This is a genomic window from Micromonospora sp. L5 (assembly GCF_000177655.2).
Lineage (GTDB): Bacteria > Actinomycetota > Actinomycetes > Mycobacteriales > Micromonosporaceae > Micromonospora > Micromonospora aurantiaca.
This window is the reverse complement of record NC_014815.1, coordinates 2,700,642-2,724,941: the sequence shown is the minus strand read 5'-3', so window position 1 is coordinate 2,724,941 and position 24,300 is coordinate 2,700,642. Positions and strand designations below refer to the sequence as shown.

Sequence of the window (24,300 nt, the reverse complement as noted above, 5' to 3'; positions counted from 1 at the left end):
GAACACCCCCACCCGGGCTCGCGCCGGCCTATCGACGCCCGTCGGTCAGCGGCAGCCGCACCCGGCCAGCGCCGAGCTGATCCGGTCCAGCGCCGCCCGGGTGTCGTCCAGCGAGCCCTGGGTCCGGTCGGTGAGCACGGCGAACGTGAGCAGCCGGCCGTCGGCTGTGGTCACCGTGCCAGCGATCGCGTTGACGCCGCTCAGCGTGCCGGTCTTGGCCCGGACGACGCCCGCTCCGGCGCGGGTCGCCGCCGCGCGGTAGCGCTCGTCGAGCGTGCCGGACCAGCCGCCGACCGGCAGACCGCCGAAGATCGCGGCGAGTTCGGGGTGGCTGCCGTTGCCGGCGAGCGTGATCAGGTCGGTGAGCAGCGAGGGGCTGATCCGGTTGGTGCGGGACAGCCCGCTGCCGTCGGCCAGGCTGATCTCGCCGGCGGGCAGGCCCAGCTCGCCGAGCACCTGGTCGGTGGCGGCCGCGCCGCCGGCGAACGAGCCGGGCTTGCCCTTGGCGAGCGCCACCTGGCGGGCCATCGCCTCGGCGATCACGTTGTCGCTGTCACTGATCATGATGTCGACCAGCCGGATCATCGGCAGTGATTCGACCTTTCCGAGTTCGGCGCCGGGGGCCGTACCCGTGGCGCCGGACGCGGCCGGCGCGGTGCCCCGGGTCACCTGGGCGGCGCCGCCGGTCAGGCCGAGCAGCTTGGCGAACTGCCGGCCGGCGGTCAGGTCGGGCTGCGGCACCCGCTCGGCGGCGTGATTGGTCTGCTCGGCGGTGCGCCGCGCCTCAGCCGCGTTCTTCCGGGCACCGTCGGTCATCAACGCGGTGATCGCCGCGCCGAAACCGCCGGTGGGGATGTCGGCGTCCCAGCCGGGCTCGAAGACCGGGCCGCTGAACAGCGACGAGTCGACGATCACCTTGGTCGGCGCGGTGCCACCGAGCGCGTCGCGCACCTGGGCGGCGAGGTCGTCCAGCCGGGCCGCGCCCGGGTAGAAGCCGTTCTTGTCCACGGCGAGCGTGGGGTCACCGCCGCCGACCAGGACCACCTCGCCCGGGTTCGCCCCGGCCACCGCGCGGGTCGGGATCCGGTAGGCCGGGCCGCGTGCGGCGAGCACCGCCACGCCGGTCGCCAGCTTGGTCACCGAGGCGGGCACGGTGGGCGTGTCCTGACCGCTGCCGTAGAGCGCCTGGCTGGTGCTCACGTCGGCCACCGACACGTGCACCCGGTCGCCGAGCGCGGCGGCGCGGACCAGCGGGTCCAGCGCGGAGCGGATACCGGCCTCGGTGGGCAGCGGGGCGTTGCCGTCCGGCCCGGCCAGCACGGCCTGCGGGGAGGGCTCGGGCGGCGCGGCGACCGCCGTACCCGTGCTGTCGTCGTCGCCCAGCCACCCGGCGACCGGGCCGGGGCGCAGCACGGCGAGCCCGGCCACCGCCAGGGCCAGCACGAGCACGCAGGCGAGCGCCGCGACGAGCCGCCGGCCGCGTCGCGGCCGGCCCGGGGGCGGCCCGGAGGGTACGGGCGGCGCGGCGCCGATCGGCGGGACCGGCGGGCTGACCGGGATCGAGTCCTGCGCGCCGGGCCAGTTCAGCGGAGCCGTCGGGTCGTGGGACGGGCCGACGCGGGCCGAGCCGCTCGCCGGGCCGGAGCCGTGGTGCGGCGGGCCGACGCGGGCGGACCCGGTGGCCGGAGCCGGACGATGGGGGACGTTCGCACCAGGGACGGACACCCGCCCGGTGGCCCCGCCGGAACCGGAACCGGCGGACCCGCGCCCGTCAACCCTCTCGGGGCGGTAGTGTGAATCTTCCCTCCCCACGGCCCCCTCCTCCCCGCTCGAAATCGCCTTGGGCGACACTACTTCGGTCCGAACACTATGCGGCGGCCGGAGCCGACGGGGGGCGTTCACCCCGCGCCGGGGGTGAGCCGCTGGTTGCCGTTAGCCAGCGTGGGCAAACGAGGGAGCGTGGAAGATGGATTTCGACGTCACGGTTGAGATCCCCAAGGGTCACCGGAACAAGTACGAGGTAGACCACGCGACCGGCCGCATCCGGCTGGACCGCACCCTCTTCACCTCCACGCAGTACCCGGCCGACTACGGGTTCATCGAGGGCACCCTGGGCGAGGACGGCGACCCGCTGGACGCGCTGGTGCTGGTGCCGGAGCCGACGTTCCCGGGCTGCCTGATCCGCTGCCGCACCATCGGCATGTTCCGGATGACGGACGAGAAGGGCGGCGACGACAAGGTCCTCTGCGTGCCCTACGAGGACCCGCGTCAGGAGCACCTGCGCGACATCCACCACCTGGGCGAGTTCGACCGGCTGGAGATCCAGCACTTCTTCGAGGTCTACAAGGACCTGGAGCCGGGCAAGTCGGTCGAGGGCGCGACCTGGGTGGGCCGGGTCGAGGCCGAGGCGGAGATCGCCGCGTCGTACCGGCGCGCCAAGGAGGCCGAGGAGCGCGGCGAGACGCTGCACTGACGCTCACGCTTTCACCGGAGGCCCGGGTCGCGCTTCGCGACCCGGGCCTTGCGCGTGTTCAGGCGAGCAGGTCGCGGGCCCGGTCGTAGAGGTCGAGCACCGCGCAGGCCACCGGCACGACCGCGACCACGAGCGCGGTGTCGGTCAGGTCGGCCAGCCGGCCGAGGTACGGGGAGACCGGGCGCCGGGCGTACGTGGCGCCGGCGGTGACCGCCGTGAGTGCCAGGGCCAGCCCGCCCACTGTCAGCGCCAGGCGGCCACCGGGACCGGCCCGCTCGGCCAGCACCACGCCGAGCAGGGCGAACCCGGCCAGCCCGGCGACGACAGCGGGCACCCGGTGCCGTACCGCCACGAACAGGCGGGAGCGCAGCAGCAGCACCCCGCAGGCGACGGCGGCGAGCAGCAGCCCGGCGGTACGCCCGACGGAGACGAGCACCGCAACCGCGCCGACTGCGAGCACCGCGTGGCCGAGCAGCATGCCGGTGAGCACCTCCTCGGCGCGGGCCACCGCCGCGTGCACCCGCCCCCGGTCCGGCAGGTCCCGGGTGCCGGCCGGGCTGGGCAGGGTGAGCGGTGGCAGCGGCAGCTTGCCGACCCGGATGGCCAGCAACGGCAGCCCGCCGAGCGCGAACACCAGCACGGCGAGCAGGACCGCGGCGGTGCCGTCCGGGTCGAGCAGCAGCCCGCCGAGCGCGGCCGCCACGCCTGCCACGCCGACAGTCACCCCGGCCACGGAGACGCGGGACCGGCTGGCCACGCCGAGCAGGCCGAGCACCGCCACCAGCAGCAGCGCCACCGAGCCGACCAGCAGTTCGGGGGCGCCGACCCAGCGCAGGCCGGGGATCGGGCCGACCGGGTCGCCGGAGGTGACCGCCAGCGCACCGGCCGCCGCGGCCCAGGGCAGCGCGTACCCGCCGAGCGTGGCGCCGACCGGGCCGTCCCCGTACGCCCGGGACGCCGCGGTGGCGGTGAGCACCAGGATCAGGGCGACCGCCGCGGCGACCGGCCAGCCGCGCGCGCCCGGCCCGCCCGCGACCACGGCGACCAGGCCGACGGCCAGGGGTACGGCGGCACCGGCGAGCGCCGCGGCCCGGGTGGCCCGGCCCGACCAGGCGGCACCCCGGCGCCGGGCGCCGTCCACGATCGCCTCGACCACGTCGTCGTACTCCAGTTCGGGCCACTGCGCGCGGGCCGGCACCAGGTGCAGCACCTCGCCGTCGCGCACTCCTTGCGGCAGCAGCGCCTGGGCGGTGGCGAGCACCGCCCCGTCGGTCCGGCGCAGCACCCACCCGCCGTGCCGTTCCCCGTCGTCGGCCAGCCCCTCACCGGCGTGCCGGAGCACCTCGGGCAACAGCTCGGCCAGGGGCACCTGCTCCGGGAGGGCCACGTCGACCCGCCGCCTGGGCGCGCTGATCGTGACCCGGGCGAGTCCGCTTGTCATCGAGGCATCTCCATATCGAGCGGAGGGAGTGGGCTGACGGACGAGAGGACTTTACCTACGATGAGCCAGGCTCGGGTTACCCAGAGCCACTTCCGGGGAGGGTGAGTGTCCACTGTCGTCATCAAGCGGCCGCCACGCCGCCCGGCACCGGAGATCCCGGTCGGTGAGCTGCCCGTCGAGGCGCCGCCGGAGATCCCCGCCGCGACCGGTGGGCGCTGGCAGCAGGCGCTGATGGTGCTGCCGATGCTCGGCGGGACGGTGGCCATGGCGATGATGTTCGGCCGCGGCGGCGGGGCCTACTCGTACGTGGTGGGCGGCATGTTCGGCCTCTCCTCGCTGGCGATGCTGGTCACCACCTGGGGCAGCGCCGGGCCGAAGAAGTCCGAGCTGATGGCCGCCCGCCGGGAGTACCTGCGCCACCTCGCCACGCTCCGGCGCCGGGTGCGGGAGACCGCCGGCGCCCAGCGGGCCGGGCTGTCCTACCGCCATCCGGAGCCGGGGCGGCTCTGGTCGACAGTCGACAGTCACCGGGTGTGGGAGCGCCGGCCGGGCGACCCGGACTTCGCCGTGGTCCGGGTCGGCGTGGGCCCGCAGACGCTCGCCACCCCGCTGGTCCCGCCGGTCACCCGCCCGCTGGAGGAGCTGGAGCCGATGACGGCCGGGGCGCTGCGGCGCTTCCTGGACGCGTACTCGGTGGTGCCGGACCTGCCGGTGGCGCTGTCGCTGCGCAGTTTCGCCCGGGTCTTCGTGCGCGGCCCGGCCGGCCCGGTACGCGGCGCCGGCTCGCCCGCCGCGCAGGCGCTGGCCCGGGCGGTGCTCACCCAGCTCGCCGTCTTCCACGCGCCGGACGAGCTGCTGATCGCGGTCTGCGCCGGGCCGGAACGCCGGACCGCCTGGGAGTGGGTGAAGTGGCTGCCGCACGCCCACCATCCGGCGCGCACCGACGCGCTGGGCCCGGTGCGGCTGGTCACCAGCTCCGCCGCCGACCTGGAACGGCTGCTCGACGACGTGCTCGGCGCCCGGTCCCGGTTCAGCCCGCACGGCACCGCCACCGACGGGCCGCACGTCGTGGTGGTGCTCGACGGCGGTGACCTGACCGGCGCGACCGACCTGGCCGGTGACGGCGGCATCGACGCGGTCACAGTGCTCGACCTGGACACTCCGCCGCCCCGGCTGCTCGACCGGTACGCGCTCCTGCTCGACCTGGTCGACGGCCGGCTGCACTCGCACTCCGCGGAGGGGCACGCCGAGGTGGGCGCCGCCGACGCGCTGGCGCCCGCCGACGCCGAGGCGGTGGCCCGGCGGCTCGCGCCGCTGCGGCTGGCCGGCACGGTACGCGGACCGGACGCGCCGCCCGGCGCCGAGCTGGGTCTGCCCGAGCTGCTGGGTCTCGGCGACCCGGAGAGCTTCACCGCCGAGCAGGGCTGGGCGCCCCGGGCCGCGCGGGACCGGCTGCGGGTGCCGATCGGCGTGGGCGCCGACGGCGGGGCGATCGACCTCGACCTGAAGGAGTCGGCGCAGGACGGCATGGGCCCGCACGGCCTGCTGATCGGCGCGACCGGCTCGGGCAAGTCGGAGCTGCTGCGCACGCTCGTGCTCGGGCTGGCCGCCACGCACAGCTCGGAACAGCTCAACTTCGTCCTCGTCGACTTCAAGGGCGGCGCCACGTTCGCGCCGTTCGGGCGGCTGCCGCACACCGCCGCCGTGATCACCAACCTGGCCGACGCGCTGCCGCTGGTGGACCGGATGGTGGACGCGATCAACGGGGAGCTGATGCGCCGGCAGGAGCTGCTGCGCCGGGCCGGCAACTTCGCGAGCGTGCGCGACTACGAGCGGGCCCGGGCGGCCGGTTCGCCGCTGGCCCCGCTGCCGTCGCTGCTGCTGATCTGCGACGAGTTCTCCGAGCTGCTGTCCGCCAAGCCCGACTTCATCGACCTGTTCGTGCAGATCGGCCGGCTGGGCCGGTCGCTCGGGGTGCACCTGCTGCTTGCCAGCCAGCGGCTGGAGGAGGGGCGGCTGCGCGGGCTGGACACGCACCTGTCGTACCGGATCGGTTTGCGGACGTTCTCGGCGCTGGAGTCCCGGACGGTGCTGGGCGTGCCGGACGCGCACGAGCTGCCGCGCAGCCCGGGGCACGGTTACCTGCGCTCGGGCACCGATCCGCTGGTCCGGTTCAAGGCCGCGTACGTCTCCGGCGCGGTCCGCCGCCGCGGCGGCGGGGCGGGCGCGTCCGGCGCCGGTGAGGCACGGGTGCTCGCGTTCTCCACCCACCTGGTCCCGGTGCCCGAGCCGCCCGCGCCCGTCGCCCCGCCCGCCGAGGACGACAGCGGCGAGACGTTGCTGGACCTGCTCGTGGACCGGCTGACCGGGCAGGGCCCACCGGCGCATCAGGTGTGGCTGCCACCGCTGGACGCCTCGCCCGCCCTGGACGAGCTGCTCGGCCCGGTCGGCGTCGACCCGGCACGCGGGCTCACGGTGGCGAATCCGGAGCTGCACGGGGCGCTCCAGGTGCCGGTGGCGGTAGTGGACAAGCCGTTCGAGCAGCGGCGTGACCTGCTCTGGCTGGCGCTGGACGGCGCGGCCGGGCACGTCGCTGTGGTCGGCACCACCCGCAGCGGCCGGTCCAGCCTGCTGCGCACCCTGGTCTGCGCGCTCGCGCTCACCCACACCCCGGCCGAGGTGCAGGTCTACTGCCTCGACTTCGGCAGCGGGACGCTGGGCACGCTGCGCGACCTGCCGCACGTGGGCGGTGTCAGCGGGCGGACCGACGGCACCGCGGTGCGCCGTACCGTCGGCGAGGTCGCCGGCCTGCTGGCCGAGCGGGAGCGGCGTTTCGCCGAGGCCGGTGTGGAGTCGATGGCCGCATGGCGACGGCGGCGGGCGGCGGGCGCGCCGGACCCGTTCGGGGACGTGTTCCTTGTGGTGGACGGCTGGAACACGCTGCGCGGCGAGTACGAGGATCTGGAACCGCTGGTCACGGAGCTCGCCACCCGGGGCCTGGCGTACGGGGTGCACGTGGTGGCGAGCGCGCTGCGCTGGTCGGACTTCCGCCCGGCGATCCGTGACCTGTTCGGCTCCCGCCTGGAGTTGCGTCTCGGCGACCCGGCCGACTCGGTGGTGGTCAAGCGCGCGCTGGCGGCAACCGTGCCGGAGGAGCGTCCGGGACGCGGCATCACGGCGGGAGGGCTGCACTTCCTCACCGCCGAACCCCGCGTCGAGGCACTGGGCACGGAGACCGCCGACATGGTCAAGGCGGTCGCCGGCGCGTGGACCGGTCCGCCGGCGCCCCGGGTGCGGCTGCTTCCGCCGGTGCTGCCGTACGCCGAGCTGGACCAGAGCGCGACGAGCGGGCTGGCGTTCCCGATCGGCGTGGCCGAGGCGGACCTGTCCCAGGTGGTGCTGGACTTCGCCACCGAGCCGAACTTCCTGGTCTTCGGCGACGCCGAGTGCGGCAAGTCGTCGTTCCTGCGGGCGCTCGCCACCTCGATCGTCAACCGGTTCACCCCGGAGCAGGCCCGGGTGATGCTCGTGGACTACCGGCGCAGCCTGATGGGCGTGATCGAGACGCCGCACCTGATCGGGTACGGGACCGCGGCGCCGCACACCGCCGAGCTGATCGAGTCGGCCGCAGGCTATCTCCAGGGGCGGCAGCCGGGGCCGGAGGTGACCCCGGCGCAGCTGCGCAGCCGGTCGTGGTGGCAGGGACCGGAACTGTTCGTGCTCGTCGACGACTACGACCTGGTGGCCGGTGGCCCGACGAATCCGTTGCGGGCGTTGGAGGAGCATCTGCCGCACGCGCGGGACGTCGGGCTGCACCTGGTGCTGGCGCGGCGTACCGGCGGTGCCGGGCGGACCGCGTACGAGCCGATCGTGCAGCGGCTGCGCGAGCTGTCCACGGCGGGGCTGGTGATGTCGGGCGGCCCGGAGGAGGGCGCGCTCGTCGGTCAGGTCAAGGCCGGGCCGCTGCCCCCGGGGCGGGCGCGTCTGGTCACGCGCCGGGAGGGGGTGCGCCTGGTGCAGTTGGCGCATCTCCCGCCCGGGTGATCCGCCTCGCGGAGTTGCCCCGTGACGGTCGGGACAACCGGTAATCTCCGTGCAGCATGTGTCTGACGCGACCGAACGGCTGGGGAATGTGACAGGGGATCGGCAGGGACCGCCCGGTGGGCCGCCCCGGCGTCGCGCCGGACGCGCGCTGCTCGCCGCCGTGTCGGCGCTGGCCACCGTCGCCGGTCCGCTGGCGCCGCCGGCCCACGCCGCGCCCGCCGCCCCGGCCACAGTGGCGCGTCCCTGGGTGTCCCCCGACCGCCTGCTGCGCACCGATCAGGTACGCGACGAGCAGTGGCAGCTGGAGGAGTTGCGGGCGAAGACCGCGTGGCGCACCTCGACCGGGCGCGGCGTGGTGGTCGCGGTGATCGACTCCGGTGTGGACGGCACCCACCCCGACCTGGCGGGCCAGGTGCTGCCCGGCCTCGATCTGGTGACGCCGGACGGCTCGGACGGCCCGGACCCGGTGGGGCACGGCACCACGGTGGCCGGGCTGATCGCCGGGCGGGCCGACGACGACCGGGGCGTGCTGGGGCTCGCGCCGGACGCCAAGATCCTTCCGGTCCGGGTCCTCGACGCCGAGAACCGCTACGACGACGCGCTGATCATCGCCAAGGCGGTGCGCTGGGCGGTCGACAACGGCGCCCAGGTGGTCAACCTGTCGCTCGGCGGCAGCAGCGACAACCCGGCCCTGGCCGCGGCGCTCGACTACGCGTTCGCCCGGGACGTGGTGGTGGTGGCCTGCACCGGCAATCTGGCCACCTCGACGACCACCGAGGTCTGGTACCCGGCCCGGGAACCGGGTGTGCTCGCGGTCGCCGGGCTGGAGCGGACCAGCGAGAACCTCTGGTCCGGCTCGATCACGGGTCACGAGACGGTGCTCAGCGCCCCGGCCACCGGGCTCTACGGCGCCCGGCCGGAGGGCTACTGGCGGGTGCAGGGTACGAGCTTCGCCGCGCCGCTCGTCGCCGCGACGGCTGCCCTGGTCCGCGCGCGGTATCCGAAGATGTCAGCCGGGGACGTGGTGAACCGGCTGATCGCCACCGCCCGGGATCTCGGCCCGACCGGCCGGGACGACCGGTTCGGCTACGGCCTTGTCGATCCGGTGGCCGCGCTCACCGCCGACGTCCCGGCGGTGGGCCACAACCCGCTCGACGACAACGGCTCCCCCGGCGTGGTGGGCTTCGGGCCGGCGCCCGGCGACACGCGGGACACCCGGGCCGCCGCGGCGGGCCGGGGCGGTGACCCGCTGGGGCGTTCCTCGGAGGGCTGGAACGCCCGGCCGGCGGGCCAGACGGACGCCTCCGCCCCGGAACGGCTCTGGACCGGCCTGGCCCTGTTCGTCGCACTCGTCACCGGCACCGCGTTGATGGTTCGCCGGTTCCGGCAGACCCGTCGCTGAACCGGTCTGATCCCGCCCTCGGATGGGTAGGGAGAGCCCCATGGACACCACCGGGGCCACTGTCACGCGGCAGCGGTCGTGGCGGAGCCGCCGCCTCGACCCCGAGCACTCGCTGGGCCTGCGGCTCACCCTGGCCGCGGTCGCGGCGTTCCTGGTGCTGGTGCCGTTCGCCCTGATCGCGCTGCTGGTGCTCGGCGCGTGGCCGCCTCTGCTGCGGCTGGACGCCTCGATCGCCGACGCGTTCCACGGGTACGCACAGGACCATTCCGCCTGGGTCGATGTGATGACGATCTGGACGCACGTGTTCGGGCCCGGGCCGCTGCGGGTGGCCGCGGTCGTGGTGGTGGTCTGGCTGGTCCGGCGCGGCGCGTCCCGGCTCGCGATCTGGGTGGTCGTCACAATGGCCGCCGGCGGGCTGCTCGGCGCGCTGCTCAAGCTGCTCGTCGGCCGGGACCGGCCGGATCTGCTCGACCCGGTGGCCCGGGCCGCCGGTTACTCGTTTCCGTCCGGTCACGCGCTCAACGCCACGCTGGCGGCGGGTGTGCTGCTGCTGGTGTTCCTGCCGTTCGTGCGGGACAGCCGCCGGGGCCGGGTCGCGCTGTGGACCGCCGCCGTGCTGGTCGCAGTGGTGACCGGGCTCAGCCGGATCGCGCTGGGCGTGCACTGGACCAGCGACGTGGTGGGCGGCTGGGTGCTCGGGGCGGCGGTGGTGGCCGCGACAGCGGCCGGCTTCGCCACCTGGCGCAGCGGATCCGGGCGGCCGTCCGCCCGTGCGCTCCGTGAGGGGGTCGAGCCGGAGCTGGCCGACCAGCGGCCGGAGGGCGGCCGGGCGTAACCGGACCCGCGCCGGGGTACAGGCGTGCCCATGTCCGATGTCGTGATCCGAGTCACCCGGCGTGTCCTGCTGCCGCTGGCCCTGCTCTTCGCGCTGATGGTGGGCCTGGGCCTGCTGGTGACCCGGGTGCTGGCCCGTACCTGGCCGTTCACCGTGGAGGACACGGTCAACCGTGAGCTGGCCGGCGACCGGACGCCGGGGTGGAACGACGTCTCGCTGGTGTTCAGCACGCTGGCCAGCACCCAGATGATCGTCGTGGTGACGGTGCTGGCGGCGCTGGTGCTGCGGCTGGTGCTGCACCGCTGGCGGGAGCCGCTGTTCCTGTGCGCGGCGGTGACCGCGCAGGCGCTGATCTTCCTGTTCACCACCATGGCCATCGACCGGAACCGCCCGGCCGTCGCGCACATGGACGCCTCCCCGCCCACGTCCAGCTTCCCGTCCGGGCACACCTCGGCGGCCACGGCGCTCTACCTCGGTCTCGCGGTGCTGCTGGCGCTGCGGGCGCGCAGCACCCCGGCCAAGGTCGGCTGGTGGACGCTGCTGGTGCTGGTGCCGATCGGCGTGGCGCTCACCCGGATGTACCGGGGCATGCACCACCCGAGCGACGTGGTCGCCTCGTTCCTCAACGGCGGCGCGTGCGTAGCGATCATGGCGCGGGCGGTACTCGACCGCACGCTCACCTGGGGCCGCGCCCGGCTGCCGCTGTCCCGCTCGGGCGACGAGGCGACACCGGCGGGAGCACCGGCGGGTGGCTGAGCGCCGCCGGCCGGCTCAGGTGCAGTCGCCGGTCGCCACTCCCCGGGTACGCTCCGCGCCCGCGAGCGCCACCGGTCGCGCCTCGGCGGCGGTCACCGCGAAACCGGTGTTCGGGTCGTCCGCCGCCGCCGCGAAGATCACGCCGAGCACCAGACCGTTCGAGGAGACCAGCGGGCCGCCGGAGTTGCCGCTGCGCACCAGCGCCCGGATCGTGTAGATCTCCCGGTTGACGTCACCGGCCGAGTAGATGTCCGGGCCGGTGATCCGGTCGACGTCCCGGATCCGGGCCGGGCGGGCGTCGTACGGGCCGTCGAGCGGGAAGCCGAGCACGATCGCGTCAGCGCCGGTGGCGGCCGGGCCGGCGGCGAAACGCAGCGACGGGCCGGGCAGCCCGGGTACGTAGAGCACCGCCAGGTCCCGGTCCGGGTCGTAGACGACGACCTCGCCGTCGTACCGCTCGCCGCGCAGTTCCACAGCCACCGAGCGGGTGCCGGCCACCACGTGCGCGTTGGTCATCACCCGGTCGTCGGCGTACACGAAACCGGAGCCCTCGATGCGGCGCGAGCAGCTCGGCGCGGAGCCGAGCACCTTCACCACCGACCGCCTGCTGTTCTGCACCACCTGGGAGTTGGCCAGCGCCGGGTCGGGCGGTGCCACCTGCCGGGCCCGGGTCGGCGCGAGGTCGCCGAACACGTCCGGGAAGCCGTTGGTGTCGACCGTGTCGCGCAGCGCTGTGGACAGGTCCTGCGCCTTGTCCGGCAGCACCTGGTCGACGACGGTGAGCAGCGCGCTGTTGCGGACCGAGGAGGCCAGCCACGGCACCGAGGAGGAGCCGAGCGGCACGGCGACCAGCCACGCCACGAGCATGACCGCGATGACCGAGATGAACGCGCCGCCGACGTCGTCGATCTTCCGGCCGGCCGGGCCGGTGATGGCGGCCCGCAGGTTCGAGCCGAGCCAGCCCGCCAGCGCCTGCCCCAGCACCGCGAGCCCGAAGATCGCCACCAGGGAGATCAGCACGCGTGTGCCGCTCGCCGCGAACTGCTGCGCGATCAGCGGCCCGACCTGGAGGCCGAGCAGCGCTCCGAGGAAGAAGCCGGAGAACGACAGGGCTCCGATGACGAAACCCTGACGGTATCCGCTGATCGCGAACACGAGCATGAGCAGAAGAAGGACGAGATCCACGGCGGACACGCCCCAAGGGTACGGGCACGGGGCCCGTGCTCGGCTCAGCGCTCGCGGAACGTGACCCGGGGATGCGTACGGGTGATCAGCGCACCGGGCTCTCGTCGGCCGCCTCGGTGCCCGCCGACGGAGCGGGCGTGGCGTCCACGGGCGGCAGGTCCACCACACGCGAGTGCGGCCAGGGCCGGGACCAGCCGCCCATCTCCAGCAGCCGGTCGATCACGCCTGCGGTGAAGCCCCAGACGAGCATGCCGCGTGCGGAGAAGGCGGGACCGATCCAGCCGCTCGGGTGGCGTACCCGCATGCGGTTGTCCGGGTCGACCAGCTCGGTGACCGGCAGCCGGGCCACGTGCGCGACCTCGGCCGGCTCGCGCGGGTGCACCGGGTGCGGGTCGTGCCACCAGGCGAGCACCGGGGTGACCACGAAGTCGCTGACCGGGATCCAGAGCCGGGGCAGCTCGGCGAGCACTGTGACGCTGCCGGGGTCGAGGCCGACCTCCTCGTTCGCCTCGCGCAGCGCGGTGGCGCGGGCGTCGGCGTCCTCCGGGTCGGCCGCCCCGCCCGGGAAGGCCGGCTGCCCGGCGTGGTTGCGCAGCGTCGCGGCGCGCTGGAGGACGAGCACGTCCGGCCCGGCGCCGGGCTCCTCGCCGAGCAGCACCAGTACGGCGCTCTCCCGGCCGCCGCTGGACGGCGTGACGATGCGGGTGAAGTCCTCCGCCCGCGCGGTGCCGAGCCGGCCCAGCAGCGGGTCGAACCACAGCGGCGGCCGTCGGGTCATACCCGCACCCCGAGGTGACGTTCGAGCAGCGCGGCGAGGCGGGCGTCGTCGAGCGCGCCGGTCGCGTCGGTGTGCCGGATCCGCCCGTCGGCGTCGACGAGCACTGTGAGCGGGAACGCGTTGCGTTCCAGCGCGCGCTGGAACGCGTCGCCCTGGTCGAGCAGCATCGGGAAGTCGACGCCGTAGTCCTCGCCGATGGACTGCGCGCCGCCGCGGCTGTCCCGGCTGTTCACGCCGATCACCTGGAACCGGCCGTCGGCCCGCTCGCTGAGCCGCTGGAACGCGGGCAGCTCCTTGCGGCACGGCGGGCACCAGGAGGCCCACACGTTGATCACCGCCGGGCCCTTGACGTCGCGCAGGTTCACCGGCGCGCCGCCGGTGAAGCAGTTGAGCGTCAGGTCGGGGAGCTGGTCCCCGGCCTTCCCTGCAAGCGTCGGGGACACGGCCTTCCCGGCGGACGTCGGGGACGCGGCGGCGGGCGCGACGGTCAGCGGGGCGCAGTCGGCGAACGGCGAGGGGCGCTCGGCCCGGGTGGCGGGCGCGGGACGTTCCGGCTCCTCGGTCGTGGCGGTGCAGCCCGCCGTCGCCAGCAGCAGCGGGACGAGAAGGTACGCGAGCCGGCGCATCACGGCACGTCCGCCGCTGCCGCCTGCTGCGGCACCAGGTCGGGATCGAGGCCGACGGCCACCGCCAGGTCACGGGCGCGGGGGCCCTTGAGCAGCTTGGCCGCGGCGGCCGGCTCGGTCGGCCCGGTGCCGTACGCGGGACACAGCTTCGCCAGCGTGCACGCGCCGCAGGCGGGCTTGCGGGCGTGGCAGACCCGGCGGCCGTGGAAGATGACCCGGTGCGACAGCATCGTCCAGTCGCGCTTGGGGTAGAGCGCGCCGATCGCGTGCTCGATCTTCACCGGATCGGTCTCGGTGGTGAGCTGCCACCGGTGCACCAGCCGCTGGAAGTGGGTGTCGACGGTGATGCCGGGGACGCCGAAGGCGTTGCCGAGGATGACGTTGGCGGTCTTTCGGCCGATCCCCGGCAGGGTCACCAGGTCGTCGAGCCGCCCGGGCACCTCGCCGTCGTACCGCTCGCAGAGCGCCCGCCCGAGGTTGATCAGGGAGCTGGTCTTGTTGCGGTAGAACCCGGTGGGCCGGATCAGCTCCTCCAGCTCGGCACGGTCCGCCGCGGCGTAGTCGGCGGCGGTGCGGTAGCGGGCGAACAGCTTCGGCGTGACCTCGTTGACCTTCTTGTCGGTGCACTGGGCGGACAGGATCGTCGCCACTGCGAGCTCCAGCGCGTTGGCGTGGTCGAGTTCACAGTGCGCGTCGGGGTGCGTCTCGGTCAGCACGCGGCCGATGCGCCGGGCGCGGCGCGTACGACCGAGGTCGGTCTCGGGGGAACGCGTGGTCACGTCGGCCAGCCTACGTCGCGGGACCGACGCTCCGGCGGCTCGGCGCGGCCGGGGTGCGCTCAGCCACCCGCCGGTGCGGTGATCTTGCCGGTCCCGTCGAGCTTCGCGCCGGTGTCCGGGAAGTCGGACCGGTTCAGGTCACGGACCAGTCCGAGGCCGCGGTTCTGCCGGTCCACCGAGGGACGGCCCACGCCGTTCATCACGGTGGAGGTGAACGTGCCACCGGCGAACTTCCCGTCGGCGGTGAGCGACACCTTGAGCACGCCGCCCCAGCCGAGCCGGCCGGAGCTGTTCAGCGACTTCCCGCCACCGGCGAAGTTGCCGAGGCTGTACGCGATCAGCCGCCCCTTGTAGAACTCCATCCCGCGCAGCACGTGCGGGCCGTGCCCGATGACCAGGTCGGCGCCGGCGTCGATGACGGTCCGGGAGAAGCGGATCGGGTCGCCGCGGTTCTCGCCGAAGAACATCTCGGTGCCCGGCTTCACCCGGGTCTTGTCGGCACCCTCGGCGCCCATGTGCACCTGCACCACCACGATCTGGGCCTGCTCCTTGGCCATCTCGATCACCTGCTTGGCGGCGTTCAGGTCGACCAGGCTGTTGGACCAGGGGTACGACGAGAAGCCCACCACGGCGACCTTGATGCCCTTGACGTCCACCACGGTGATCTCGCCCGGCGCGCCGGTGTGCTTGAGCCCGTGCGCCTCCAGCGCCGACTGGGTGTTCTCGTAGCCCTGGCGGCCGTAGTCGTAGCCGTGGTTGTTGGCCTGGTTGAGCAGCTGGAACCCGGCCGAGCGCAGGTGTGCGGCGTAGCCGGGCGGCGCGCGGAACTGGTAGCAGTTCTTCGGCTCCGGGCCGCACTTGCCGGCGCCGGTGTCGTCGGTGAGCGGCTCCTCCAGGTTGCCCATCACCAGGTCGCCCTTGAGCGCCGACTTCACGTCGTCGAAGAAGCCCTTGCCGCCGTTCGGGGGCAGCCGGTCCGGCGCGTTACCCATGATCACGTCACCGGTCGCGGTGAGCGAGATCGACGGCTCCTTCGACGCATCAGGCGCGGCCGGCTGGTCACCGGTGGCCGGCCAGGCCGAGCCGGTCGATCCGCCGCCCTGTCCCGTCTGCCACCGGGGGTCGCCGCCGGACCCGCCGGCGTCGCCGCAGCCGGCGACGAACAGGACGGCGACGAGCGCGGCGAACGCGGCCAGGCGTCGGCCGAGCACCGCACGACGCGGGCCGGGCACGGCGGCTGGCGGTCCGGCGACGGCGGCGCGGAGGGTACGGGGCACAGAGCGGGCGGAAGCGTACATCGTCGGCGACGCTACCGTCCCCGGAACGCCGCGACGAGGGCCGATCGGTCGGAAAACCCGGCGTGTCGCGTGTGCCGGGCCCACGTCAGCCCGCCCGCCGGTCGGACCAGGGCACCACGGTCCCGGCGCCGCCGGAGCGCACGGCGGCGTGCACGGCCCGCGCCAGCGGTGCGCCCCAGGATGACCGGGGACCGCCGTACGGGGCCGGATCGCCGTCGGCCGGGCAGAGCACCGTCACCGCGTCGGTGGGGGTGCCCGTGGCGGGCAGTCCGAGTTCCCAGATCGCCTGGGCCTTCGCCTCGGTGGCGGTGGCCACGGCGTTGACCAGGGCGGCGTCGCCGAGCCGCACCGGGACGTACACGACGATGTTGACGGTGCCGACGTGCTGCGCGGGCCGGGCCGGCTCGCTCGCGGCCGACGGCGCCGGCTCGGGCACGGCGGACGGCTCGGGTGTGACGGTGGCCGGCTCGGGGGCGGCGGCCCAGACCGGCGTGCCCAGGCCGACAGTCGCCCAGACGCGGACGCCGCCGTCCGTGCGGCGGACCACCTCGCTCACGTCCACGCCGGTCAGCAGCCCGACGCCGGGGCCGTCCAGGTCGAGGCCGTGCGCCAGCTCGGCCAGGTGCGCGGCGGGGTCGTCCCGGTCGTACGACATGGGCACCGTCGCGTTCAGCACCCACCGGCGGACGCCGATCCCCCCGCCCAGCGGCGCGGAGCCGACCGCCAGCAGCGGGGCCTCGGCCCGCCAGGCCAGCATCGGGATGTCCCACCCGGATTCGGACCGGCTGGTCAGGAACGGCTCACACAGCACGCCGGTCACCCTACGATCACAGGTGGGAACGGGTGGCGCCGGCCCGTGCCGGGGGCGGGATCTTAGCCGCTCCCCAGGTCGGGTGGGTTACGCCCAACGATCAAGATTCCAGGGGTGCACCTCTGATTCCTGCTCATGTGCGCCTAGACTGGCGGCGCGCGAGGGATCAGCGGACGGCAGACCCGGCCGACGGACGGCACGCGCAGGCGGAGGTGCGCGATGGACGAGGTACTGGCCCGCAGCGGGATCTTCCAGGGTGTCGACCCGGAGGCTGCCGAGGCGCTCGCCAAGGAGATGGAGACGATCGAGGTCCGCAAGGGCGAGATCGTGTTCAACGAGGGCGAGCCCGGCGACAGTCTCTACATCCTCCTGTCCGGCAAGATCAAGGTGGGTCGCCGCGCGGCGGACGGCCGGCAGAACCTGATCGCCGTGATGGGCCCGTCGGACATGGTCGGTGAGCTGTCGCTCTTCGACCCCGGTCCGCGTACGGCGACGGCCACGGCGGTCACCGACACCCGCCTGGTCCGGCTGCGCAAGCAGGCGCTGCGGCCGTGGCTGAACAACCGGCCCGAGATCGCCGAGCAGCTGCTGCGGGTGCTCGCCCGCCGGCTGCGCCGGACCAACGACTCGCTCGCCGACCTGATCTTCACCGACGTACCGGGCCGGGTCGCCAAGAACCTGCTCCAGATGGCCGGCCGGTTCGGCACCCGCGACGGCGGCGTGCTGCGCGTGACGCACGACCTCACCCAGGAGGAGATCGCCCAGCTCGTCGGCGCCTCCCGGGAGACCGTCAACAAGGCGCTGGCCGACTTCGCCTCGCGCGGCTGGCTGCGGCTGGACGGCAAGAGCATCATCATCCTCGACCCGGAGCGCCTGGCCCGCCGCGCGCGGGTCTGACCCTCCGTACCGGCTTCCCGGCCCGGCCCGCCACCGCGCGGAGCCGGGCCGATGCCGTCTTCTGCGCAGGCCGGGCCGATGCCGTCTCTGCCCAAGCCGGGGCCGATGCCGTCTCTGAGCGGGCCGGTGCCGTCAGGGCGCGGGACGGCCGGTGCCGGCTCTGCCCGCCGCAGAATCGCTTGGTGCTCCCGCAACGGGGTCGCCAGGCTGGGACGATGCCCGATCGCGTCGCCGTCCTCTCCGACATCCACGGTGTGCTGCCCGCGCTGGAAGCAGTGCTGGCCGAGCCGGACGTGGCAGCCGCCGACCTGATCGTCCTCACCGGTGACCTGGCGGCCGGTCCGCAGCCGGTCGAGGTGCTGGACCGGCTGGCCGCGCTCGGTGACCGGGCCTGCTGGGTCGGCGGGAACGCCGACCGGGAGCTGGTGCAGGCGCGGGCCGGCAGGTCCTCCCCCATCGCCGTCTCGAACTGGGCCGCCGGGCAGCTCCGCGACGACCAGGTGGCCCGGCTGGCGGCGCTGCCGCCGTCCGTCACGCTGCCGGTCACCGGTCTGGGCGACGTGCTGTTCTGCCACGCCACCCCGCGCGACGACGAGGAGGTCGTGCTCGTGGACTCGCGGCTGGACCGCTGGGCCGAGGTCTTCGCCGGCCTGCCGGCCGAGATAGGCACGGTGGTCTGCGGACACACGCACATGCCGTTCACCCGGCTGGTCGACCGTCGCCTGGTGGTGAACCCGGGCAGCGTCGGCATGCCGTACGGGGGCGCGGGCGCCTGGTGGGCGCTGCTCGGCCCGGGCGTGCAGTTGCGCCGGACCCGCTTCGACGTGGACGCCGCCTGCGCCCGGGTCGCCGCCGAGTCCACGTTCCCTGATGCGGCGGCCTGGGCCGACGAGTACGTCCGCTCCCGCCACTCCGACGCCGACGCCCTCACGGTCTTCGCTCCGCGCGACGGCCGCTGAGGCGTTAACAAGGGGCCCTTCCTCTACCGCAGGCGTTAACAAGGGCCCCCTCCTTTCAGAAAAAGTCAGGCTTGACTGTTTGTTTTGGGCGGGGCACGCTGTCTGCGTGTCGAGCCGAGTTCCGCAGCAGGAGCGCAGCCGTGCCACCCAGGCCCGGCTGCTGGAGGCGACTGTCGAGTGCCTGGTGGAGCACGGCTGGTCCGGCACCACGACGACAGTGGTGGCAGCCCACGCCGGCGTCTCCCGGGGCGCCCAGCTGCACCACTACCCCACCAAGGCCGCCCTGGTGACCGCCGCCGTCACGCACCTGACCGAGCGCCGGGCGGCCGAGCTGCGCGCCGAGGCGGCGCACCTGCCGGTCGGCCCGAAGCGGCTCGACGGCGTGGTCGACCTGCTCGCCGCCTCGTTCACCGGCCCGCTGTTCGTGGCCGCGCTGGAACTGTGGGTGGCCGCGCGTACCGACGCCGAGCTGCGCGCCGCGCTGGTGCCGCTGGAGGCGCGGATCGGCCGCGAGATGCACCGGCTCACCGTCGAGCTGCTCGGTGTGGACGAGCGCAAGCCGGGCGTACGTGAGTCGGTGCAGGCCACCCTCGACCTGCTCCGCGGCCTCGGCGTGGCCAACCTGCTCAGCGACGACTCGCCCCGCCGCGCCGCCCTGCTGCACACCTGGAAACGCCAGCTCGCCGCGCTGCTCACCCCCGAGAGCGAGCGGCACTGATCCCCTGACGCCCCACCCCGCCCGGAGGCACAATGGTCGACCTGACAGCCCTGCTCGCGGATCTGGCCGCCGAGTCCGAACAGCTCGACGCGCTCGTCGCGGACCTGCCGCCGGAAGGATGGGAGCGGCCGACACCGGCCCCGGGCTGGACCGTCGCGCACCAGGTCGCGCACCTGGCATGGACCGACCACGTCGCCTACCTGGCGGCCACCGACGAGTCCGCGTTCTTCGCCTCGGTGATGGCCGCACCGGACCCGTCGCGCCTGGTCGAGGACGGTGCCGAGTCCTTCCTGGCGCCACCGCCCGCGCTGCTGGCCCGGTGGCGTGCCGGCCGGTCTGCGCTCGCCGGGGCGCTCGCCGCCGTACCGGCCGGGCAGAAGATCCCCTGGTACGGCACCAGCATGTCGCCCACGTCGATGGTCACGGCACGGCTGATGGAGACGTGGGCGCACGGCGAGGACGTAGCAGACGCGCTGGGCGTCAGCCGTACCCCGACCGCGCGCCTGCGGCACATCGCGCACCTCGGCTTCCGTACCCTCGGGCACGGCTTCTCCGCCCACGGCCGCGACGTGCCCACGGCGCCGGTGCGGGTCGAGCTGACCGCGCCCGCGGACGGCGAGGTGTGGGAGTTCGGACCGGCCGACGCGACCGACCGGGTGACCGGCCCGGCGCTCGACTTCTGCCTGCTCGTCACGCAGCGCCGGCACCGCGCGGACCTGGCCCTGACCGCCACCGGGCCGGTGGCCGACGAGTGGCTGGACGTGGCCCAGGCGTTCGCCGGGCCGCCCGGCGACAAGCGCGAGCCGGCGAACGGAACCTCCTCATGAGCGTGCTGCGGATCGGGAACGCGTCGGGCTTCTACGGCGACCGCTTCGCCGCCTGGCGGGAGATGCTCGACGGCGGCGAACTGGACGTGCTGACCGGTGACTACCTGGCCGAGCTGACCATGCTCATCCTCGGCCGGGACCGGATGCGCGACCCGTCGCTCGGCTACGCCAAGACGTTCCTGCGCCAGGCGGAGGGCGTGCTCGGCACCGCGCTGGAGCGCGGCGTCACGCTGGTCACCAACGCGGGCGGCCTCAACCCGGCGGGGCTGGCCGACGCGATCCGGTCACTCGGCGACCGGCTCGGCCTCCAGGTCCGGGTCGGGTACGTCGAGGGCGACGCGATCCAGCGGCCGGACGCGCTGACCGCGAACGCGTACCTGGGCGCGTTCGGGATCGCGGCCTGCCTCGACGCGGGCGCGGACGTGGTGGTCACCGGGCGGGTCACCGACGCCTCGCTGGCTGTCGGCCCGGCGATCGCCCGCTTCGGGTGGACCCGCGACGACCTCGACGCGCTGGCCGGCGCGACTGTCGCCGGGCACCTGATCGAGTGCGGCGCGCAGGTCACCGGCGGCAACTTCAGCTTCTTCACCGAGTTGCCGGACGGCGGGCACCGGCCCGGCTTCCCGATCGCCGAACTGCACGCGGACGGCTCGTCGGTGCTCACCAAGCACGCCGGCACCGGCGGCGCGGTGACGGTCGAGACGGTCACCGCCCAGCTGCTGTACGAGGTGGGCGGACCGGACTACCTCGGGCCGGACGTGGTGACCCGGCTGGACACGGTACGGCTGGCGCAGGAGGGCCCGGACCGGGTACGCGTCTCCGGGGTGCGCGGCACGCCGCCGCCGGACACGCTCAAGGTGGGCGTCAACAACCTGGGCGGCTTCCGCAACTCGATGACGTTCGTGCTGTGCGGGCTGGACATCCCGGCCAAGGCGGCGCTGGTCCGGGGCCAGATCGAGGAGTCGGTCGGCACGGAGGGGCTGGAGTTCACGCTGGCCCGTACCGACCACCCGGACACCGGCGACACCGAGGCGGCGAGCGCGCTGCTGCACGTACACCTGCGCGACGGCGACAAGTCGCGGGCCGGGCGGGCGTTCTCGGCGGCGGCGGTGGAGCTGGCGCTGGCCTCCTACCCGGGCTGCACGCTCACCACGCTGCCCGGTGACGCGACGCCGTACGGGGTGTTCACCGCCGACGCGATCGCGCAGGACGCTGTCGAGCACGTCGCGGTGCTGCCCTCCGGGGAGCGGGTGGCGATCGCGCCGCCGACGGTGACGGGCGGTTTGCAGGGGGCCCCTGTACAACACGAGGCGTTAAGAGGGGGCCCTTCCTTACCCGCCACCCGGCGGGGGCCGCTCGGTGAGCTGGTCGGGGCGCGGTCGGGCGACAAGGGTGGCGACGCCAACCTGGGCGTCTGGGCCCGCACCGACGCGACCTGGCCGTGGCTGCGCGACTGGCTGACGGTGGAGCGGCTGGCCGAGCTGCTGCCGGAGACGGCGGCGCTGGCCGTCGAGCGGTACGAGCTGCCGAACCTGCGCGCTGTCAACTTCGTGATCCGAGGGCTGCTGGGGCAGGGCGTGGCCGCGTCCACCCGGTTCGACCCCCAGGCCAAGGCGCTCGGCGAGCTGCTGCGCTCGCGAGTGGTCGATCTTCCGACGGAGGTTCCGGCATGACCATCGTGGACACGCCGGAACGCCGGCAACTGCGCGAGCTGACCCGTTCGTTCGTGACCCGGGAGGTGCTGCCGCACCTGTCCGACTGGGAGCGGGCGGGCGAGGTACCCCGGTCGCTGCACGAGACCGCCGCCAAGATCGGCCTGCTCGGCATCGGCTTCCCGGAGTCGGTCGGCGGCAGCGGCGGCGACCTGCTCGACTCGATGGTGGTCACCGAGGAGATCATCCGCTCGGGCGGGTCGTCCGGGCTGGTCGCCGCGTTGTTCACGCACGGGATCGCGCTGCCGCACATGGTCGAGACCCAGGACGAAGGGCTGATCGACAAGTACGTGCGGCCCGTGCTCGCCGGGACGATGATCGGCGCGCTGGCGATCACCGAACCGGACGGCGGCTCGGACGTGGCGGGCATCCGCACCTGCGCGGTCCGCGACGGTGACCACTACGTCGTCAACGGGTCCAAGACGTACATCACCAGCGGGGTCCGCGCCGACTTCGTCACCACTGCTGTCTGCACCGAGTTCCCCGGTTCGGGCTCGGTCAGCCTGCTGGTCATCGACAAGGGCACGCCCGGGTTCACGGTGGGGCGGCGGCTGGAGAAGCTGGGCTGGCACTGCTCGGACACCGCCGAGCTGTCCTTCGTCGACGTGCGGGTGCCGGTGACGAACCGGGTCGGCCCGGAGGACACCGGCTTCCTCGCCATCATGCAGCAGTTCGCCAACGAGCGGCTGTCGCTCGCCACCCAGGCGTACGCGACCGCGCAGCGCTGCGTGGACCTGGCCGTGCAGTGGTGCCGGGACCGCCAGACGTTCGGCCGGCCGCTCGTCGGGCGCCAGGTCGTCCGGCACAAGCTGGCCGAGATGCACAGCCGCACCGACGCGGCGCGGGCGTACGTGCACGACGTCGCCGAGCGGGTGGCCGCCGGGCAGCCGGTGGTGACCGAGGTGGCGATGGCGAAGAACGTGGCGGTGGCCACCTGCGACTGGGTGGTCGACGCGGCGCTGCAACTGCACGGCGGCTTCGGCTACATGCGCGACGCCGAGGTGGAGCGGCACTACCGCGACGCCCGTCTGCTCGGCATCGGCGGCGGCACCACCGAGATCATGAACGAGATCATCGCGAAGGGCATGGGCCTATGAGCACGACTGTCCTGCAGAGCACCATCGACCCGTCCGCGCCCGCCTTCACCGCCAACCGGGAGGCGCTGCTGGAACGCCTGGCGGAGCTGGAGGAGGCGCTCGACCAGGCCCGGGGCGGTGGCGGCGAGAAGTACGTGACCCGGCACCACGGTCGCGGCAAGCTGCTCCCCCGGGAGCGGATCGAGCTGCTGCTCGACCCGGACAGCCCGTTCCTGGAGTTGTCGTCGGTGGCCGCGTACGGCACGGACTTCCCGGTCGGTGCCAGCACCGTGACGGGCATCGGCGTGGTCGAGGGCGTCGAGTGCCTGATCGTGGCGAACGACCCGACGGTACGCGGCGGCGCGATCAACCCGTGGTCACTGGCGAAGACCCGGCGGGCCGGTGAGATCGCGGCGGCCAACCGGCTGCCGATGGTGAACCTGGTCGAGTCGGCTGGCGCCGACCTACCCACCCAGGCGGAGATCTTCATTCCCGGCGGCCGGGTGTTCCGTGACCTGACCCGGCTCTCCGCGCAGCGGATCCCGACCGTGAGCGTGGTCTTCGGCAACGCCACAGCAGGTGGCGCGTACGTGCCGGGCATGTCGGACTACACCGTCATGATCCGCGACCGTTCGCAGGTCTACCTGGCCGGACCGCCGCTGGTGAAGATGGCCACCGGCGAGGTCACCGACGACGAGTCGCTCGGCGGCGCGGCGATGCACGCCACCACGTCCGGCCTGGCCGACTTCCTCGCCGAGGACGAGCGCGACGGCATCCGGCTGGCCCGGCAGTGCGTCCGCCGGCTCAACTGGCGCAAGCACGGCCCTCCGCCGCGCAACCCCCACCCGCTGCCGCCCCGGTACGACCCGGAGGAGCTGCTCGGCATCGCCAGCGCCGACCTGAAGGTGCCGTTCGACCCGCGCGAGGTACTGGCCCGGGTGCTCGACGACAGCGCGTTCGACGAGTTCAAGCCCGGCTACGGCACCGCGCTGGTCACCGGCTGGGGCGAGCTGCACGGCTACCCGGTCGGCGTACTCGCGAACGCCCGGGGCGTGCTGTTCAGCCAGGAGGCGCAGAAGGCGGCCCAGTTCATCCAGCTCGCCAACGCGGCTGACACACCGCTGGTCTTCCTCCAGAACACCACCGGCTACATGGTCGGCACCGAGTACGAGCAGCGCGGCATCATCAAGCACGGCGCCCTGATGATCAACGCGGTGTCGAACTCGAAGGTGCCGCACCTGACGGTCAACCTGGGCGCCTCCTACGGCGCCGGCAACTACGGCATGTGCGGCCGGGCGTACGAGCCCCGGTTCCTGTTCACCTGGCCGAACGCGAAGTCGGCGGTGATGGGCCCGGCGCAGCTCGCCGGTGTGCTGTCCATCGTGGCCCGGCAGGCGGCCGCCGCCCGGGGACGCGAGTACGACGAGGACACCGACGCCGCCATGCGGATGATGGTCGAGCAGCAGATCGAGTCGCAGTCCGGGGCGCTGTTCCTGTCCGGGCGGCTCTACGACGACGGGGTGATCGACCCCCGGGACACCCGTACCGTCCTCGGGCTGTGCCTGTCGGCGATCCACAACGGACCGGTGAAGGGCGCCGACGGTTTCGGCGTCTTCCGGATGTGACCTGTGAGCGCGAGGAACGCAGCGAAGCGGAGTCCCGCAGTCGCGAACGAAAGGCAGG

The 24,300-nt window shown here is 74.3% G+C and carries 20 protein-coding genes; 12 read left to right on the top strand and 8 right to left on the bottom strand.

The features are described from left to right. Positions 1-45: 45 nt before the first annotated feature. Positions 46-1,533 carry a D-alanyl-D-alanine carboxypeptidase/D-alanyl-D-alanine-endopeptidase gene (gene dacB, locus ML5_RS12995; RefSeq protein WP_201766741.1) on the bottom strand — a complete coding sequence of 496 codons (1,488 nt, stop codon included), beginning with the start codon at positions 1,531-1,533 and terminating at the stop codon, positions 46-48. 433 nt (positions 1,534-1,966) lie between these two features. Here dacB and ML5_RS12990 point away from each other — a divergent pair, with 433 nt between their 5' ends. Beyond that, complete coding sequence (locus ML5_RS12990) at positions 1,967-2,473, top strand: inorganic diphosphatase (protein WP_013288994.1); 507 nt, start codon at positions 1,967-1,969, stop codon at positions 2,471-2,473. 58 nt (positions 2,474-2,531) lie between these two features. Here the strand turns inward: ML5_RS12990 and eccD are convergent, their stop codons facing one another. After that, on the bottom strand, positions 2,532-3,914 hold the full coding sequence (gene eccD, locus ML5_RS12985; RefSeq protein WP_013474990.1) for a type VII secretion integral membrane protein EccD: 1,383 nt from the start codon (positions 3,912-3,914) through the stop codon (positions 2,532-2,534). A 105-nt stretch (positions 3,915-4,019) separates the two neighbouring features. Here eccD and ML5_RS12980 point away from each other — a divergent pair, with 105 nt between their 5' ends. From ML5_RS12980 to ML5_RS12965, 4 genes are all read left to right on the top strand, one after another. Beyond that, positions 4,020-7,958 (top strand): type VII secretion protein EccC, encoded by a 3,939-nt coding sequence (locus ML5_RS12980; RefSeq protein ID WP_013474989.1) that lies wholly within the window; start codon positions 4,020-4,022, stop codon positions 7,956-7,958. 88 nt (positions 7,959-8,046) lie between these two features. Continuing rightward, positions 8,047-9,360 (top strand): type VII secretion-associated serine protease mycosin, encoded by a 1,314-nt coding sequence (gene mycP, locus ML5_RS12975; protein WP_030273750.1) that lies wholly within the window; start codon positions 8,047-8,049, stop codon positions 9,358-9,360. Positions 9,361-9,400: 40 nt separating this feature from the next. Beyond that, complete coding sequence (locus tag ML5_RS12970; protein WP_013474987.1) at positions 9,401-10,195, top strand: phosphatase PAP2 family protein; 795 nt, start codon at positions 9,401-9,403, stop codon at positions 10,193-10,195. A 30-nt stretch (positions 10,196-10,225) separates the two neighbouring features. After that, complete coding sequence (locus ML5_RS12965; protein ID WP_013474986.1) at positions 10,226-10,951, top strand: phosphatase PAP2 family protein; 726 nt, start codon at positions 10,226-10,228, stop codon at positions 10,949-10,951. A gap of 15 nt (positions 10,952-10,966) precedes the next feature. Here ML5_RS12965 and ML5_RS12960 read toward each other — a convergent pair whose 3' ends face one another. The 6 genes from ML5_RS12960 to ML5_RS12935 form a co-directional block, all read right to left on the bottom strand. Then, positions 10,967-12,145 carry a MarP family serine protease gene (locus ML5_RS12960; protein WP_013289000.1) on the bottom strand — a complete coding sequence of 393 codons (1,179 nt, stop codon included), beginning with the start codon at positions 12,143-12,145 and terminating at the stop codon, positions 10,967-10,969. Positions 12,146-12,221: 76 nt separating this feature from the next. Next, on the bottom strand, positions 12,222-12,914 hold the full coding sequence (locus tag ML5_RS12955) for a CoA pyrophosphatase (protein WP_013474985.1): 693 nt from the start codon (positions 12,912-12,914) through the stop codon (positions 12,222-12,224). Further along, positions 12,911-13,543 (bottom strand): TlpA disulfide reductase family protein, encoded by a 633-nt coding sequence (locus ML5_RS12950; protein ID WP_201766724.1) that lies wholly within the window; start codon positions 13,541-13,543, stop codon positions 12,911-12,913. Before ML5_RS12950 ends, ML5_RS12955 begins: the two co-directional genes overlap by 4 nt. Next, positions 13,540-14,382 carry an endonuclease III gene (nth, locus tag ML5_RS12945; protein ID WP_369752263.1) on the bottom strand — a complete coding sequence of 281 codons (843 nt, stop codon included), beginning with the start codon at positions 14,380-14,382 and terminating at the stop codon, positions 13,540-13,542. The genes ML5_RS12950 and nth overlap by 4 nt, the downstream gene beginning before the upstream one ends. Continuing rightward, positions 14,379-15,596 (bottom strand): CapA family protein, encoded by a 1,218-nt coding sequence (locus ML5_RS12940; RefSeq protein ID WP_236619410.1) that lies wholly within the window; start codon positions 15,594-15,596, stop codon positions 14,379-14,381. The genes nth and ML5_RS12940 overlap by 4 nt, the downstream gene beginning before the upstream one ends. Positions 15,597-15,702: 106 nt before the next feature. Then, positions 15,703-16,428, bottom strand: coding sequence for an adenosylcobinamide amidohydrolase (locus ML5_RS12935; RefSeq protein WP_013474982.1), 726 nt, complete (start codon positions 16,426-16,428; stop codon positions 15,703-15,705). Between the two features lie 219 nt (positions 16,429-16,647). On the opposite strand from ML5_RS12935, the gene ML5_RS12930 reads away from it, so the two are divergent. The 7 genes from ML5_RS12930 (at position 16,648) to ML5_RS12900 (ending at position 24,242) form a co-directional block, all read left to right on the top strand. Beyond that, positions 16,648-17,325 (top strand): Crp/Fnr family transcriptional regulator, encoded by a 678-nt coding sequence (locus ML5_RS12930; RefSeq protein WP_007466162.1) that lies wholly within the window; start codon positions 16,648-16,650, stop codon positions 17,323-17,325. 215 nt (positions 17,326-17,540) lie between these two features. Continuing rightward, positions 17,541-18,284 carry a metallophosphoesterase gene (locus tag ML5_RS12925; RefSeq protein WP_013474981.1) on the top strand — a complete coding sequence of 248 codons (744 nt, stop codon included), beginning with the start codon at positions 17,541-17,543 and terminating at the stop codon, positions 18,282-18,284. 106 nt (positions 18,285-18,390) lie between these two features. Then, complete coding sequence (locus tag ML5_RS12920) at positions 18,391-19,002, top strand: TetR/AcrR family transcriptional regulator (RefSeq protein WP_013289007.1); 612 nt, start codon at positions 18,391-18,393, stop codon at positions 19,000-19,002. A gap of 32 nt (positions 19,003-19,034) precedes the next feature. Beyond that, positions 19,035-19,829 (top strand): TIGR03084 family metal-binding protein, encoded by a 795-nt coding sequence (locus ML5_RS12915; RefSeq protein WP_013474980.1) that lies wholly within the window; start codon positions 19,035-19,037, stop codon positions 19,827-19,829. Beyond that, positions 19,826-21,502: an acyclic terpene utilization AtuA family protein gene (locus ML5_RS12910; RefSeq protein WP_013474979.1), complete on the top strand. Its 1,677-nt coding sequence runs from the start codon at positions 19,826-19,828 to the stop codon at positions 21,500-21,502. The genes ML5_RS12915 and ML5_RS12910 overlap by 4 nt, the downstream gene beginning before the upstream one ends. Next, the gene (locus ML5_RS12905; RefSeq protein WP_013474978.1) at positions 21,499-22,638 is read left to right on the top strand and encodes an acyl-CoA dehydrogenase family protein; all 1,140 of its coding nucleotides are present in this window, start codon (positions 21,499-21,501) and stop codon (positions 22,636-22,638) included. The genes ML5_RS12910 and ML5_RS12905 overlap by 4 nt, the downstream gene beginning before the upstream one ends. Beyond that, the gene (locus tag ML5_RS12900) at positions 22,635-24,242 is read left to right on the top strand and encodes an acyl-CoA carboxylase subunit beta (protein WP_013474977.1); all 1,608 of its coding nucleotides are present in this window, start codon (positions 22,635-22,637) and stop codon (positions 24,240-24,242) included. The genes ML5_RS12905 and ML5_RS12900 overlap by 4 nt, the downstream gene beginning before the upstream one ends. Positions 24,243-24,300: the final 58 nt, after the last annotated feature.

Bases quoted from the DNA above. Each gene is read 5' to 3' on its own strand.
- ML5_RS12990 (WP_013288994.1), top strand. From the start codon at position 1,967: ATGGATTTCGACGTCACGGTTGAGATCCCCAAGGGTCACCGGAACAAG.
- eccD (WP_013474990.1), bottom strand. From the start codon at position 3,914: ATGACAAGCGGACTCGCCCGGGTCACGATCAGCGCGCCCAGGCGGCGG.
- ML5_RS12970 (WP_013474987.1), top strand. From the start codon at position 9,401: ATGGACACCACCGGGGCCACTGTCACGCGGCAGCGGTCGTGGCGGAGC.
- ML5_RS12965 (WP_013474986.1), top strand. From the start codon at position 10,226: ATGTCCGATGTCGTGATCCGAGTCACCCGGCGTGTCCTGCTGCCGCTG.
- ML5_RS12955 (WP_013474985.1), bottom strand. From the start codon at position 12,914: ATGACCCGACGGCCGCCGCTGTGGTTCGACCCGCTGCTGGGCCGGCTC.
- ML5_RS12930 (WP_007466162.1), top strand. From the start codon at position 16,648: ATGGACGAGGTACTGGCCCGCAGCGGGATCTTCCAGGGTGTCGACCCG.
- ML5_RS12925 (WP_013474981.1), top strand. From the start codon at position 17,541: ATGCCCGATCGCGTCGCCGTCCTCTCCGACATCCACGGTGTGCTGCCC.
- ML5_RS12915 (WP_013474980.1), top strand. From the start codon at position 19,035: ATGGTCGACCTGACAGCCCTGCTCGCGGATCTGGCCGCCGAGTCCGAA.
- ML5_RS12910 (WP_013474979.1), top strand. From the start codon at position 19,826: ATGAGCGTGCTGCGGATCGGGAACGCGTCGGGCTTCTACGGCGACCGC.
- ML5_RS12905 (WP_013474978.1), top strand. From the start codon at position 21,499: ATGACCATCGTGGACACGCCGGAACGCCGGCAACTGCGCGAGCTGACC.
- ML5_RS12900 (WP_013474977.1), top strand. From the start codon at position 22,635: ATGAGCACGACTGTCCTGCAGAGCACCATCGACCCGTCCGCGCCCGCC.